At 65.6% G+C, this 14496-nt stretch carries 15 protein-coding genes; 7 read left to right on the plus strand and 8 right to left on the minus strand.

Annotated features, from left to right (window positions below; genetic code table 11):
- Window positions 1–5 precede the first annotated feature (5 nt).
- From rodA (AC07WS_RS25535) to AC07WS_RS25550, 4 genes are read left to right on the plus strand one after another with little or no spacing between them, the layout of a single operon-like run.
- On the plus strand, window positions 6–1118 hold the full coding sequence (gene rodA / locus AC07WS_RS25535) for a rod shape-determining protein RodA (RefSeq protein WP_494731763.1): 1113 nt from the start codon (window positions 6–8) through the stop codon (window positions 1116–1118).
- Entirely contained in the window at window positions 1118–2263 is a 1146-nt protein-coding gene (gene rodA, locus AC07WS_RS25540) for a rod shape-determining protein RodA (protein WP_494731764.1), read from the plus strand. Before rodA (AC07WS_RS25535) ends, rodA (AC07WS_RS25540) begins: the two co-directional genes overlap by 1 nt.
- Entirely contained in the window at window positions 2260–4350 is a 2091-nt protein-coding gene (gene mrdA, locus AC07WS_RS25545; RefSeq protein WP_494731765.1) for a penicillin-binding protein 2, read from the plus strand. The genes rodA (AC07WS_RS25540) and mrdA overlap by 4 nt, the downstream gene beginning before the upstream one ends.
- 10 nt (window positions 4351–4360) lie before the next feature.
- Complete coding sequence (locus AC07WS_RS25550; protein WP_494731766.1) at window positions 4361–5506, plus strand: septal ring lytic transglycosylase RlpA family protein; 1146 nt, start codon at window positions 4361–4363, stop codon at window positions 5504–5506.
- A 5-nt stretch (window positions 5507–5511) separates the two neighbouring features.
- Here the strand turns inward: AC07WS_RS25550 and AC07WS_RS25555 are convergent, their stop codons facing one another.
- A complete protein-coding gene (locus AC07WS_RS25555) occupies window positions 5512–6648 on the minus strand; it encodes a sterol desaturase family protein (RefSeq protein ID WP_494731767.1) in 1137 nt (378 codons plus the stop codon).
- 214 nt (window positions 6649–6862) lie between these two features.
- Here AC07WS_RS25555 and AC07WS_RS25560 point away from each other — a divergent pair, with 214 nt between their 5' ends.
- The 3 genes from AC07WS_RS25560 (at window position 6863) to AC07WS_RS25570 (ending at window position 8202) form a co-directional block, all read left to right on the plus strand.
- Window positions 6863–7057, plus strand: a complete 195-nt coding sequence (locus AC07WS_RS25560; protein WP_494731768.1) for a hypothetical protein — start codon at window positions 6863–6865, stop codon at window positions 7055–7057.
- 117 nt (window positions 7058–7174) lie between these two features.
- Complete coding sequence (locus AC07WS_RS25565) at window positions 7175–7648, plus strand: 2TM domain-containing protein (protein WP_494731769.1); 474 nt, start codon at window positions 7175–7177, stop codon at window positions 7646–7648.
- A gap of 137 nt (window positions 7649–7785) precedes the next feature.
- Window positions 7786–8202 carry a GNAT family N-acetyltransferase gene (locus tag AC07WS_RS25570; RefSeq protein ID WP_494731770.1) on the plus strand — a complete coding sequence of 139 codons (417 nt, stop codon included), beginning with the start codon at window positions 7786–7788 and terminating at the stop codon, window positions 8200–8202.
- A 2-nt stretch (window positions 8203–8204) separates the two neighbouring features.
- Here the strand turns inward: AC07WS_RS25570 and AC07WS_RS25575 are convergent, their stop codons facing one another.
- From AC07WS_RS25575 to argS, 7 genes are read right to left on the minus strand one after another with little or no spacing between them, the layout of a single operon-like run.
- Window positions 8205–8897, minus strand: a complete 693-nt coding sequence (locus AC07WS_RS25575) for an SPOR domain-containing protein (protein ID WP_494731771.1) — start codon at window positions 8895–8897, stop codon at window positions 8205–8207.
- 18 nt (window positions 8898–8915) lie between these two features.
- Window positions 8916–9683, minus strand: a complete 768-nt coding sequence (locus tag AC07WS_RS25580; RefSeq protein WP_494731772.1) for a type III pantothenate kinase — start codon at window positions 9681–9683, stop codon at window positions 8916–8918.
- Window positions 9680–10492 carry a biotin--[acetyl-CoA-carboxylase] ligase gene (locus tag AC07WS_RS25585; protein WP_494731773.1) on the minus strand — a complete coding sequence of 271 codons (813 nt, stop codon included), beginning with the start codon at window positions 10490–10492 and terminating at the stop codon, window positions 9680–9682. The genes AC07WS_RS25580 and AC07WS_RS25585 overlap by 4 nt, the downstream gene beginning before the upstream one ends.
- Window positions 10489–11283 carry an SDR family oxidoreductase gene (locus AC07WS_RS25590; protein ID WP_494731774.1) on the minus strand — a complete coding sequence of 265 codons (795 nt, stop codon included), beginning with the start codon at window positions 11281–11283 and terminating at the stop codon, window positions 10489–10491. The genes AC07WS_RS25585 and AC07WS_RS25590 overlap by 4 nt, the downstream gene beginning before the upstream one ends.
- Window positions 11284–11285: 2 nt before the next feature.
- Window positions 11286–11948 carry a thiol:disulfide interchange protein DsbA/DsbL gene (locus AC07WS_RS25595; RefSeq protein ID WP_494731775.1) on the minus strand — a complete coding sequence of 221 codons (663 nt, stop codon included), beginning with the start codon at window positions 11946–11948 and terminating at the stop codon, window positions 11286–11288.
- 24 nt (window positions 11949–11972) lie between these two features.
- Complete coding sequence (locus AC07WS_RS25600; RefSeq protein WP_494731776.1) at window positions 11973–12680, minus strand: SPOR domain-containing protein; 708 nt, start codon at window positions 12678–12680, stop codon at window positions 11973–11975.
- A 21-nt stretch (window positions 12681–12701) separates the two neighbouring features.
- Window positions 12702–14411: an arginine--tRNA ligase gene (argS, locus tag AC07WS_RS25605; RefSeq protein WP_161098603.1), complete on the minus strand. Its 1710-nt coding sequence runs from the start codon at window positions 14409–14411 to the stop codon at window positions 12702–12704.
- Between the last annotated feature and the right edge of the window lie 85 nt (window positions 14412–14496).

The raw sequence follows: 14496 nt of genomic DNA on the forward strand, positions 1-14496 counted from the left end.
TCCGCATGCGCATCAACGAAAGGCGTTCCCTGGGGCGCCGCCTTCGCCCTTACTTCACCGTGTTCGACCTGCCGCTGATGCTGATCATCTGCGCGCTGCTGTCGGTGGGCCTGGTGACGCTGTACTCGGCCGGCATTGGCATTCCCGGCAAGGTGGAGGACCAGCTGCGCAACATCTTCTTGGCCTTCGTGGTGATGTGGTTCGTGGCCAACGTCACGCCGCAGATGATGATGCGCATCGCCGTGCCGGCCTATGTGATCGCGGTGGCGCTGCTGATCGGCGTGGCGCTGTTCGGCACCATCAAGCTGGGCGCGCGGCGCTGGCTGCACGTGGGCGTCGACATCCAGCCGTCCGAATTCATGAAGATCGCCATGCCGCTGATGCTGGCCTGGTTCTTCCAGCAGCGCGCCGGCCATTTGCGCTGGCAGGACTACGGCATCGCCGCCGTGCTGCTGGCGATCCCGGTCGGGCTGATCGTCAAGCAGCCGGACCTGGGTACCGCCTTGCTGGTGGTGGCCGCCGGCTTCTGCGTGATCTTCCTGGCCGGCCTGGCGTGGAAGGCGCTGATCGCGCTGTTCGTGGCGGGCGCCGCCAGCCTGCCGGTGATCTGGTCGGTGCTGCACGACTACCAGCGCGAGCGCGTGATGACGCTGATCGATCCCACCTCCGACCCGCTGGGCAAGGGCTTCCACATCATCCAGTCCACCATCGCGGTGGGCTCGGGCGGCATGACCGGCAAGGGCTGGACCCATGGCACACAGGCGCACCTGGAGTTCATCCCCGAACGCACCACCGACTTTATCTTCGCCGTGTTCTCCGAGGAGTTCGGCCTGACCGGCAACCTGGTGCTGATGTTCCTGTACCTGCTGCTGATCGGCCGCGGCCTGATGATCGCCGGGAACGCGCCCAACTTCTTCACCCGCCTGCTGGCCGGCGCCATCACGATGATTTACTTCACCTACGCCTTCGTCAACATGGGCATGGTCAGCGGCATCCTGCCGGTGGTCGGCGTGCCGCTGCCGTTCATGAGCTACGGCGGCACCGCGCTGCTGACGCTGGGCCTGGGCGCGGGCATCCTGATGAGCATACAGCGCCACCGCAAACTGGTGCAAACCTGATGCGGCTGCAGGACGGACGCCCGCTGTGGCAGCGGGTAAGGCCTCATTTCGCCGTGTTCGACGCGCAGCTGGCCGTCATTATGCTGATGCTGCTGTCGGTGGGGCTGGTCACGCTGTACTCGGCCGGCATCGCGATTCCGGGCAAGGTGACGGACCAGCTGCGCAATATCTGCATGGCTTTCCTGGTGATGTGGATGGCGGCGAACACGCCGCCGCAGATGATGATGCGCGTCGCCGTGCCGGCCTACGCGCTGGGCGTGGCGCTGCTGGTGGCGGTGGCGCTGGTGGGCACCATCAAGGGCGGCTCGCGCCGCTGGCTCACCTACGGCGTGCAGGTGCAGCCGTCCGAATTCATGAAGATCGCCATGCCGCTGATGATGGCGTGGTTCTTCCAGCGGCAGCAGGGGCAGCTGCGCTGGCATTCCTACCTGGTAGCGGCGCTGCTGCTGGCGATACCGGTCGGCCTGATCGCGCGCCAGCCCGACCTGGGCACGGCGATGCTGGTGGTGGCGGCCGGCGCCTGCGTGATCTTCCTCGGCGGCCTGTCGTGGAAGGCCATGGCGGCGCTGGGCGCTGCGGCGTGCGCCGGCCTGCCGGTGCTGTGGGCCGTCATGCACGACTACCAGCGCGACCGCGTGCTGACGCTAATCGATCCCTATCACGACCCGCTGGGCAAGGGCTTCCACATCATCCAGTCGATGATCGCCATCGGTTCGGGCGGCGTGTCCGGCAAGGGCTGGACGCACGGCACCCAGGCCCACCTGGAATTCATCCCCGAACGCACCACCGACTTTATCTTCGCCGTGTTTTCCGAGGAGTTCGGCCTGGCCGGCAACCTGGTGCTGCTGGTGCTGTACCTGCTGCTGATCGTGCGCGGGCTGAATATCGCGGTCAACGCTTCCACCTTCTTCACGCGCCTGCTGGCCGGCTCCATCACCATGATTTACTTCACCTACGCTTTCGTCAACATGGGCATGGTCAGCGGCATCGTGCCGGTGGTCGGCGTGCCGCTGCCGTTCATGAGCTACGGCGGCACGGCGCTGATGACGCTGGGCCTGGGCGGCGGCATCCTGATGAGCATCCAGCACCATAGCCGCAGTGTGCGCGGCGGCGCGGCGGCTCGCGCCTGGGGAGCGGCGGCATGATGGAGATTAAGGATACGGAGCGCGAGCTCCAGCAGTTCCGCACCCGCATCACGGTGCTGGGCGCGATGGTGTTCCTGTGTTTCGGCCTGCTGCTGGCGCGCTTCATCTGGCTGCAGGTGGTCAAGTACAACGACTTCGCCGTCAAGGCGGAGGAGAACCGCATCGCCATCGTGCCCATCGTGCCCAATCGCGGCCTGATTTTGGACCGCAACGGCGTGGTCCTGGCGCGCAACTACTCGGCTTTCACGCTGGAGATCACGCCGTCCAAGCTGACCATGACGCTGGACGAAACCATCGACGAGCTGTCCAAGCTGATCGAGATCGAGGTCAAGGACCGCAAGCGCTTCAAGAAGCTGTTGGAGGAATCCAGGGGCTTCGAAAGCGTGCCGCTGCGCACCCGCCTCACCGACGAGGAGGTGGCGCGCTTCTCGGCGCAGCGTTTCCGCTTTCCCGGCGTGGAGGTGCAGGCGCGCCTGTTCCGCCAGTATCCGCTGGGCGAGACGGCGTCGCACGTGATCGGCTTTATCGGCCGAGTGAGCCGCGCCGAGGCCAATGCCATCGAGGACACCGACGATGCCGCCAACTACAAGGGCACCGACCATATCGGCAAGGAAGGCCTGGAGAAAAGCTACGAGAAGCAGCTGCACGGCACCACCGGTTACGAGGAAGTGGAAGTATCGGCGGGCGGCCGCGCCATCCGCACCTTGTCGCGCACGCCGGCGGTGGCCGGCAGTAACCTGATCCTGTCGATCGACATCGAGCTGCAAAAAGTGGTGGAGGAAGCCTTCGGGGAGCGGCGTGGCGCGCTGGTGGCGATCGAGCCGTCCACCGGCGACATCCTGGCTTACGTGTCGCGGCCCGGCTACGATCCTAACCTGTTCGTCGACGGCATCGATGCGCAAAGCTGGAACGACCTCAATACCTCGCTGGACCGGCCGATGGTGAACCGTCCGCTGTCCGGCACCTACGCGCCGGGTTCCACCTTCAAGCCCTTCATGGCGCTGGCCGCGCTGGAATTGGGCAAGCGCACGCCGAGCCAGGTGACCTACGATCCTGGCTACTACTACCTCGGCGGCCACCAGTTCCGCGACGACGTGGTCGGCGGCCACGGATCGGTGGACATGCACAAGTCCATCGTCGTCTCCTGCAACACCTACTACTACGCGCTGGGCCACGACATGGGCATCGACGCCATCCACGATTTCATGAAGCCCTTCGGCTTCGGCCAGCAGACCGGCATCGACCTGGAAAACGAAAAGACCGGCGTGCTGCCGTCGCAGGACTGGAAGCGCAAGCGGTTCAAGGGTGCGGCGGGGAAGTGGGTGGGTGGTGATACCATCTCGGTCAGCAACGGTTCCGGTTACAACGCCTACACGCCTTTGCAGATCGCGCACGCGGTGGCCAACCTGGCCAACAACGGCGTGGTGATGAAGCCGCACCTGGTCAAGATCGTCGAGGACAGCAAGACGCGCTCCCGCACGCTGACGGTGCCCAAGGAGAGTTATCGGATTCCGCTGAAACAGGAGAATATCGACTTTGTAAAAAATGCCATGGTCGGCGTGACCAGCGAAGCGGGAGGCACCGGCGCGCGCGCCTTCGCCGGCGCCGGCTACACGGTGGGCGGCAAGACCGGCACCGCGCAGGTGATCACGATCCGCTCCGGCGAGAAGTACAACGCCGCCAGGCTGGCCGAGCGCCTGCGCGACAACGCGCTGTTCACGGCCTTCGCGCCGGCGGACAAGCCGCGCATCGTGCTGGCGCTGGTGGTGGAAAACGCCGGCAAAGGCGGCGCGGAAGCGGCGCCCATCGCCCGCAAGGCGCTGGACTACTACCTGCTGGGCAAACGCCCGGCCGAAAAAGACACCACCAAGGTGCCGAAGGAAGATGCCGAGACGGTGCTGCCGGTCGAAGGGCAGACACTGGAAGAGCAGGCCGCAACGGCCGAATTCGAACGGCGCGCGCCGGCCGCTCCCGTCGCGCCGGCGCCGCCGGCAGCACCAGCAGCACCAGCTGCGCCAACCGCGCCTGTTCCGGCAGCCGCGCCGCAGACCGCGCAGCCAGTGCCGCCGGCGCGGAAAAAACCGTAAGGATGAAGTGATGCGTATGAACCGTAGCCGTATTTTGAATGTCTGCACCGCGCTGGCCATGCTGGCGCTGGTCGGCTGCGGCACCGCGCCGACGGTCACCGACACCGGCACGCTGTCCAAGACGCCCCGCACATCCAAGCCGGTGATCAAGGCGCCGTCCAACGCCAAGCCGGACGCCGGCCTGCCGGTGCTGCCGCCGGCGAATTCGGGACGCGGCGGCTACTACCAGGACGACGGCCCCGGCGACGCGCCGCCGGCCAACCTGGCCGACGTGCCGGATGCCGACGTGCGCAACGATCCGCTGCTGCCGTACTCCAACCGGCCCTACGTCGTCTTCGGCAAAACCTACACGCCGATCACCGGCAACCAGCCGTTCACGCAGATCGGCATCGGCAGCTGGTACGGCAAGAAGTTCCACGGCCAGCGCACCTCGTCGGGCGAAATCTACGACATGTACAAGATGACGGCCGCGCATCCGACGCTGCCGATTCCCTCCTATGCGCGCTTGACCAACCTGGTGAGCGGCGCGGTGGTCATCGTGCGCATCAACGACCGCGGCCCGTTCCACGCCAACCGCGCCATCGACGTGTCGTACACGGCGGCGCTCAAACTGGGCTTGCTGGGCAAGGGCAGCCACGAACTCCAGATCGAACGCATCCTGCCGGATGAAGTGGACCGCATGCTGGCCACGCGGGCTGGCGTTTCGGGCACGGTGTCGCCGCGCCTGCAGTCGCAGTCGTCGTCGCGGCAGGCGTCGTCGGGTGGATTGGGTGGTGGTCCGCTGCTGCTCACGCCCTCGACCACGTTGAGCGGCGAGCCGCTGGTGTTGGCGCCGAAGGCCATGCCGGCTGCGGCATCGTCCGAGGCGGAATCGTTGATGCTGGCCGACCGCGCGCCGGCCAATGCGGAAACGCTGGCCGCCAGCACCGCCAGCGGCGGCTTCTATCTGCAGCTGGGCGCCTATTCGCGCGCCGAGAACGCCGAAGCGGTGCGCAGCAAATTGTCCGGCAAGGGATTGAATGGGCTGGAAGTCGTGCAGGGCGGCGCCGTGCATCGCCTGTTCACCGGCCCGTTCGCCACCCGCCAGGAAGCGCTCCAGGCGGCGCAAGGCCTGCCTTCAGCGCTGCACCTCAAACCCATCGTCGTCCAGCGCTGATCCGGTCACAGGACCGGCCACAATACCGCGGCCGTTGTCGCCACTTCGACCAGGTCGACGGCAAGCAGGCAGGCGGCCGACAGGCGTCCCTGCATGTACGCGCCCAGCGCCCAGAAGCCTCCCATCGCCGCAGTAACCGCCAACGCGGAGCGCGCGTAGGACAGCGCGGCCGAATGCCACAGGCACGCGGCGGCGGCCGTCACGCACAGGCCGAACTGCGCCAGCGCCACGCATCGGTTCCTGGCTGTCAGCGGCGGATCGTAGCTTACCCGGGCCGCCGCCAGATCGAACTGCTTGGCGGGAGCCCGCAGTTCCAGTTCGGCGGGGCGCCAGCCGGGATGCTTCAGCCAGACTTTGACCTTGTCGGGCCAGCGGGCGGCCTGGCGGGACAGGTTCAGCAAGACCCAGTATTCCGCGACGATGGCCCAGACAGGGTCCCAGCTGTTCAACGGGCTGCGAGTGCCGTACACGCACGGCTCCTCTTCTTCGGCGAAGGTGCCGAACATGCGGTCCCAGATGACCAGCATGCCGCCGTAGTTCTTGTCCAGATACTGGTCGTTGACCGCGTGATGCACGCGATGGTTGGACGGCGAGGAAAACACCCGGTCGAACCAGCCGAGTTTTCCGACATGCTCGGTGTGTATCCAGAACTGGTACAGCAGCACGATCAAGCCGGCCACCGCGAACTGCTCCGGCGGCACGCCCAGCAGCGCCATCGGCAGATAGAAGGCCCAGCCGATGAAGATCACCGAGCTTTCCTGCCGCAGCGCGGTGGAGAAATTGAAGTCCTGGCTTTGATGGTGGACCTGGTGCGCGGCCCACATGACGGCGCACTCGTGGCCCATGCGGTGCAGCCAGTAGTCGCAGAAGTCGAACAGCACGACGGCGGCGATCCAACCGTACCAAGCCGGCCAAAACTCCGCGAGCGTCACCAGACGGACCTTGTCGAACACCCAGGCATAGAGGCCGATCTGGAACAGCTGCGTGAGCACCGCGACGAGTTGGCTGATCAAGCCTTGACTGAGGCTGCTCAGCGCATCGTTGAGGCGATACGTATTGCGCCGTTTCGCCCACCCATACGCGCATTCCGCCACGATCAGCAGGAAAAATACGGGGAAGATCAGGACGATGAATTGTTCCATATGCATAAACGTGAAGGCAATAGCCGATAGTTTGCCAGATTATCCGGCGGTGCGTCCTGAGCGCATCAGCCTCCGGCAAAGCGCCAGGCGGTGATAATCCGCGCATTTTTCGCCGGGACGAAATGCTAAGCTTCCCGCCGCGGCATTTAATCAACCCCGACTGGTTAAGGATACAGATGGCATTGGGTTCAGCACGGCGAGCGGCCGCACCACGGTGGACTTCGCCGTGCAGTGCCTTTGCGCGGCGGCGTTGGCGGAACACCTCGACGCGCTGTATGTGGATCCGCAAATGGGGAAGTCGGCGAAAGGCGCCGATGCGTTCCTGCTCGCCATGGCGGAAATCGAAGACTTTATCAGCACGCCGGACGAAGACGTCTATAGAAAATTTATAGATTGGGATAATCTCTAATCGGCATTTTTGAGGGCGACAGGCGCTGTCATGGCGTTGTCGTGCCGTTGTCGTGCTCCTGTCGTTGCAGGTTGAAATCCAATGATCATACTGGCGACTCCGCAGAAGGAGATATTTATGTCGATTCAAAAGATGCGCCTCAAACGAGGTTGGTCGCAACAACAGCTGGCGGATGCCAGCGGTTTAAGTTCTCGCACCGTTCAACGGATCGAGTCTGGTCATCCTGGCAGTGTGGAGTCGCTAAAATCTATCGCTGCGGTCTTTGAAGTTGATTTTTCAACCCTTACCAAGGACGCAATCATGACAGACGACGGCATCAACGCCCAAACCACCCAGGAACGCATCGCCTTTAAACGGGCAAGGCGTATCCGCGACTATTATTTGCACCTGCTGATGTATCTGGTGGTGAATCTCGGGTGCATCGCGGTTAACCTTTTAACGACCCCCGGGAGAATCTGGTTCATCGGATTGACGGTGTTCTGGGGACTCGGCCTTCTGGCCCACACGCTGACAGTTTTCGTCTTCGATAAATACTTCAACGGCCAATGGGAACGCGCCCAGGTGGAGAAGTTCCTGGGACGGCCGCTGTAGGCATCCACTAGCGGAACTGCGACGCCGACATTATCATCATCGGCGCCCGCTAAGCGGTTGTCATGAGCCGGGCTGGAAGGAGATGTTCGCCGCTCCAGCGCCGGCCAGGCGCACACGTAGATTATTGAAGGTGAATTTTGATAGAGATTTTTGAAGCCGCCCAGTCGGACCTCGGGGATGTCGCGAACCTGTACGCCGAGACGGGGTATGGCGCCGCCATCGATCCGGCCGATACCGTCATCATGGCGAAAGTGCACGGCGAACTTGTCGGCGCGGTGCGCCTCTGCTCCGAAGAGGGAGTCACGGTCCTGCGCGGAATGCAGATCCGAAGCGCGTTTCAACGGCAGGGTATCGGCTCCCGCTTGCTGGCTGCGTGCGTTCCCTTTCTGGACAGCCGGCAGGCGTTCTGCCTGCCCTACGCGCACCTGGTGACGTTTTATGCCGCCGCCGGTTTCGAGCTGGCGGCCGACGCCGAGCTACCCGATTTTCTCAAGCGGCGCCGGGATGCCTACAACGCCCAAGGCCAGAACGTCGTCGCCATGCGGCGTCGCTGAGCTTATTTGCAGGCGTGGCTTTCCGCGTTCGGATAGCCGGCGCGCAGGTGCTCCAGCTTGGCCTTCAGTTCCGTATCCACGTCGCGGAACTGGAAGGCCAGCAGCTTGCTGCCGCTCATGCGCGGCGCCACGCGCGCGGTGCGCACGCCTTGCTTCATCAGCGCGGCCAGCTGGTTCTGCGCGGCGCCCTCGGTCTTGAACACGCCCAGCGAAATCCCCCAGCGCAGCGGCGAGTTGTCGTTCATGATGAAGTAGTTGGTCACGCCCAGCGCGCGCAGTTCGCCGGCCTTCTTGTCGGCGCCTTCCTTGCTACCCTGCGGCGGCATATAAACAATATAGCTCGATACCTCGCTGCCCGGCAGGTTGTGGCGCGACTGGCGGTCGCCCAGGTTCAGCGGCGCCAGCTGGGTTTCGAAGCGGCGCGCGTCGGCCAGCACGAAGCTGCCGATTTCCACGCAGGCCAGCACCTCGGGCGCCGGCTTGGCGCTGGCGGCGGCGCTGGCTGCAGCGGCCGTCGCGGTCGAGGCGTCGTTGGCCTTGTCGGCGGAGATGATGGCCAGCTTGCCCGCGTTGAGTTGGTTGAGCAGGCGCTCCGGTTCGCGCTCGTTGCCGCTGAAATGGCCGAGATACCCTTTGCCGTACGCGAACAGCGCGGCATTGACGGCGACCAGCGACCAGAAAATAAATTTCAGCACGGAGCTTCCCTTGCGAGCTTATTCGGCGCTGCCGGCGGCAGCATGCAAACCGATTAACACGATGTTCTCGACGATACGGTAAGGCACCTTCAGCATCGGCGCGATGTACGGCGCCGCGCCGCCGGAGATGATGCACTCGCTCGCGCCATGGCGCGCATACGCGTGCTCGATGGCGCCGCTCTGCGCGGCCAGGCAGCCGCTCAAAATGGCGTCGTCGGTATTGTCGGCGAATCCGTCCGGCAGCTTACCGTCTTGTGCAATTTGCGGCAACTGCGCCGTGTTGCGCGCCAGCGAACTGGCCATCAGGCCCAGTCCCGGCAGGATCATCCCGCCCAGGAACATGCCGTCGGCCGTGATGGCGTCGATGGTGGTGGCGGTGCCGCAGTTGGCGACGACGACTTCGCGCCCGGCCGCCAGCGCATGGCCGGCGATGGCGGCGGCAAACCTGTCGCAGCCCAGCTGCGCGGGATTGCGGTAGCCGTTGGTCACGCCGGCCAGCGCCGGCAGCGAGGCAAACCATTCGATCGCCTGCTCCGGCAGGATCATCGCGGGAAAGGTCCGCTGCAGCACGTACTCCAGCTGCACGCGCAGGGCGCCGCCGGCCACGTTGGCGATGACGATGCGGTCGACGCCACGGTCGCCCACCGCTTCGCTCAGGTGCAGTTCCAGCTGCTGCAGGTCGGCGTGCATCAGCGCGCCGTGGGCGATCCATGCGCCCAGTTCCGTGCCCGGTTCGGCCAGCGCCCATTTGACGCGGGTGTTGCCGGCGTCGATCAGTAGAATCATGATAGTCCGATAGAGGTGGCGAAGGTTGACGATAAGCGCAGCGAGACGTCGCCGGACAGCACTTCCGCGCGGCCCTGTTCCGTGTCGAGCATCAGGCGGCCGATGGCGTCGACGCCGGCGGCGCGGCCCTGCTGCAGCACCTTGCCGTCGTCGAGGATGACCACGTCCCGGCCCTGCCAGGCGTGCAGCGCGTTCCAGCGCTCGGCGAAAGGGGCGAATCCGGTGTCGTCGAATTCGGCCAGCACGGCGGCCAGGCGGCTGAGCAGCGCGGCCATCAGCTGGTTGCGGTCCATCTTGGCCAGCCATGGCGCGGCGGCCACTTCGCGGCCGATCTGCGCTTCCAGTTCGTCCGGCATGAGCAGGTTGATGCCGACGCCGATCACCGCCCAGATGGTGTTGTCGCGGCGGGAGGTCTGGGTTTCGACCAGGATGCCGGCCAGTTTTTTACCGTCGCGCAGCAGGTCGTTGGGCCATTTGATCTGCACCGGCACGCCCAGCGCGGCGATGGTCTCGGCCAGCGCGACGCCGACCGCCATCGGCAGGCCGGACATCCGGTGCAGCGGTCCCTTGAAGGGCCAGGCCAGCGAGAACATCAGCGCGGCGCCGGGCGCGGACAGCCAGCTGCGCCCCGCGCGGCCGCGCCCCGCCGTCTGGTTGGCGGCGATGCGCAGCACGGGGCCGTCCAGCGTGTCGACGCGGGCCAGCAGGTCGGCGTTGGTGGAGCCGGTTTCGGCGACGGCTTCTATCGCCACGTGCGAGGCGCTGGTGGCGCAGTGGCCGTGGATGGCGGCGGCGGACAGCGTGTTCATTGTTCCCCCTTGCGCGGTTTGCGCCGCGCGTTGCCGAGCGCGAGGTCGTACACGGGATTGGGCAGCATGCGCAGCAGCTTGGCGACCACACCCATCTGCCACGGGATCACCTTGTAGCTGCTGCCGGCGGCGATGGCGCGCGCGGCCTGCGCGGCGAATTTTTCGGGCGCCATCAGGAAGGGCATGGGGTAGGGATTCGCCTTGGTCATCGGCGTGTCCACGTAGCCGGGGCAGATGGTGACGACGCGGATGCCGTAGGGCTTGAGCTCCAGCCGCAACGATTCGCAGTAGCTGATCACGGCCGCCTTGGAGGCGCAATAAGCCTCGGCGCCGGGCAGGCCGCGGATGCCGGCCACGCTGCCGATGCCGACCAGCCGCGCCGCCGTGCGCTGAGTTTTCATCGCCGGGATGAAGGGCGCGAAGGTGGCGGCGGTGGCCACCACGTTGGTGGCGATGACGGCTTCGAACACGGGAATGTCTTCGGCGAACTCGGTGAGCGTGCCGACCGAGATGCCGGCGTTGGCGATCACCACATCGATGCCGCCGGCGTGCGCCATGAAGGCTTGCGCCGCTGCCGCGATGGCGGCGTGGTCGCGCACATCGACCGCGTAGGCGCGGTGGCGTTCAGGGTGGGGGAGGGTGGCGATCAGCCGGTCCAGCATCTCGCTGCGGCGGGCCAGCAGGCCCAGTGTGGCGCCTTGCGCCGCGTATTCGGCGGCGAGGGCCGCACCCAGGCCGCTTGAGGCGCCGGTGATGAAGACCCGCTCCGGCCCGGCGCCTTGCTTGTTCATCCTTATTTCTTTTCCGCTTTCGCCTTGGCGACCAGGAAGTCCATCACCTGCACGGCCTGGGCGTGCAGTTCGGCCTCGGTGGTGGCGGACTTGGAGCCTTCGTTGGCCATGGTCGGCGAGGTGACGTACTTGCCGTCGATGGCGATCATCGGCCACGAGTCGACGCCGTAGGCATCCATCATCGACGTCGAGCGGCGCACGCTGCCGGCCACGCCCAGGCCGCGATAGGTCTCGATGAACTTCTGGCGGTCCACGCCCTGCTTGGCGGCGAAGTCGAACGCCATTTCGTCGCGGCTCATGCGGTTGCGGTTGACGTGCATCTCGGTGAAGATTTTGGTGTGCATGGCGTCATTCAGCAGGCCCATGGCGCTGAGCGTGAAGAACATTTTTTCCTGCGGCAGATCGGTGCCGCTGCGCGAGATGTGCATGCGCTTGAAGACGATGGCGTCACCCTGTTTCTTGACCCAGGCCGACAGCGCCGGATCGAAGGCGAAGCAGTGCGGGCAGGCGTAGTCGAAGAACTCGATCACTTCGACCTTCTTGCCGCTGTCGACCGGCTGCGGCGCGGCCAGCGCCTTGTATTCGACGCCGTTCTGCGGACTGGCCGGGGAGGCCGACGACAGGGCTGCAACACTCAACATCAATGCACCGACTACGAATTTCATGAATCGCATCTGGATACTCCTGGCTTATTTTTGATTGCGCACGACGGCGACGTCGACGCCGTTTTCGGACAACTTGCTACGAACCTTGTTCATCGTTTCGACCTGGTTGAAGGGGCCGAGGCGCACGCGATGCAGCACGCCGGTGTCGGTGGCGCGGTCGGAGACGTTGGCCTCGAAGCCCAGCAGGGCGAGCTTGGCGCGGGCGCTTTCGGCGTCGGCGATCTCGCGGAAGGCGCCGGCCTGCAGGTAGTAGATGAATTTGTCGTCGCCGCCGTCGGCTGCGGCGGCGGGCGCCGCCTTGGCCGGCGTTGGCGCCACGTTGGTGGCGCCTGGCGTGGCGGCTGCTACGGCCTTGGGCTTTTCGGCCGGAGCCGGCGCCGGAGCTGGCGCCGGTGCGGCCGGCGCTGGCGTGCCCTGGATCTTGTCGACCACCGCCTGCAGCGGATCGGCCGGCGGCGGCGCCTTCGGCGGTTCCTTGGCGAAGTCCTTGGCCGCTTCGCGCACCGCTTCCTTGTTGCCGTACATAGGCTTGTTCGGATCGGCGGCCTGTCCCGCGGTCGGTTCCGCAACCTTGCTGCTACGCCCCTTGTCGGTGAACGGCGTCGAGCCCTTGTTGATGACCAGGGCGACGACGACGGCGATCGCCAGGCCGATCACCAGGCCGATGACGATGCCGATGATGGTGTTGCCGTGCTGACGCGAACGTGGGGTAAGGCTGGAGCGGAAATTCATTGTGCGGGATGTCCTTCGCAATTACATTTTGTTGGGAGCGGAGACGCCGATCAGCGCCAGGCCGTTGCGCAGCACCTGGCGGGTGGCGACCATCAGCGCGATACGGGCCGCCTTCAGCGCCTCGTCGTCCACCAGCACGCGCTCGGCGAAGTAGAAGCTGTGCAGGTTGGCTGCCAGGTCGCGCAGGTAGAACGCGATCTGGTGCGGGCCCAGTTCCGCCTGCGCGCGCGCCAGCGTTTCCGGGTAGGCGGCCAAGGTGGCCAGCAGCGTCGCTTCGGTCGGCGCGGTCAGCGGCGACAGGTCGACGTTGGCCAGCGAGGCTTCGTCGCCGGTCCACTGTTCCAGCATGCGGCAGATGCGCGCGTGGGCGTACTGCACGTAATACACCGGATTCTCGTCCGAGGTTTTCAGCGCGACGTCGACGTCGAACACGAACTCGGTGTCGGCCTTGCGCGAGATGAGGAAGAAGCGCACCGCGTCGCGGCCTTTTTCGATGTCGCCGCCGCCCGACCATTCGATCAGGTCGCGCACGGTCACGTAGGAGCCGGCGCGCTTGGAGATCTTGACCTCTTCGCCGCCCTTCATCACGGTGACCATCTTGTGCAGCACGTAGTCGGGGTAGCCCTGCGGGATGCCGACGTTGACCGCCTGCAGGCCGGCGCGCACGCGGGCGATGGTGCCGTGGTGGTCCGAACCCTGGACGTTGATCGCCTGGGTGAAACCGCGCTGGAACTTGACGATGTGGTAGGCCACGTCCGGCACGAAGTAGGTGTAGGTGCCGTCCTTCTTGCGCATCACGCGGTTCTTGTCGTCGCCGTAGTCCTCGGTGCGCAGCCACAGCGCGCCTTCCTCCTCGTAGGTCTTGCCGGACTTGTTGAGCATGTCGACGGCGGCGTCGACCTTGCCGTCGGCGTACAGCGACGATTCGAGGTAGTAGTTGTCGAACTTGACGCCGAAGGCCTGCAGGTCGATGTCCTGCTCGTTGCGCAGGTAGGTCACGGCGAAGTGGCGGATCGATTCGATGTCCTCGACGTCGCCCGAGGCGGTGGCCGGCGAGCCGTCCGAGGCCGACACGGTTTTCTTCAGCTTGAAGTCTTCGGCGATGTCGGCGATGTAGTCGCCGTTGTAGGCCGATTCGGGCCATTGGGCGTCGCCCGGCTTGTAGCCGCGCAGGCGCGCCTGCACCGAGTTGGCCAGGGTCTGGATCTGCACGCCGGCGTCGTTGTAGTAGAACTCGCGGGTGACCGCGTAGCCCTGGGAGCCGAACAGCGACGACAGCGCGTCGCCCAGCGCCGCCTGGCGGCCGTGGCCCACGTGCAGCGGGCCGGTCGGGTTGGCGGAGACGAATTCGATGATGACGCTCTTGCCCTTGCCGGCATCGGCGGTGCCGAAGGCCGCGCCCTGGGCCAGCACGGTCTTGACCACGGCCTGCTTGGCGGCGGCGCTCACGCGCAGGTTGATGAAGCCCGGGCCGGCGATGTCGGCCGATTCCACCAGGCCCTTGCCGGCCGGATTGGCCAGCAGCGCGTCGACCACCTTGGTGGCCAGTTCACGCGGGTTCATTTTCAGCTGCTTGGCCAGTTGCATGGCGATGTTACAGGCCACGTCACCATGCGACGGGTCGCGCGGGCGCTCCAGCACGACGTTGGCGGCGACGTCGGTGCCGGCCAGGATGGGTGCGAGGGCGGCCTGGAACAGGGCGGTGATATCTTGTTTTTGTTGGGCGAGCATGAGCAAAATGGCGGCTGAACCGCGTGTGTGAATACATCCGAAAGCGAAAACGGCCGGCGCGCTGGCACCGGCCAAACAGCGGTAA

It is taken from the genome of Duganella sp. GW821-FHT01E12 (assembly GCF_059422325.1).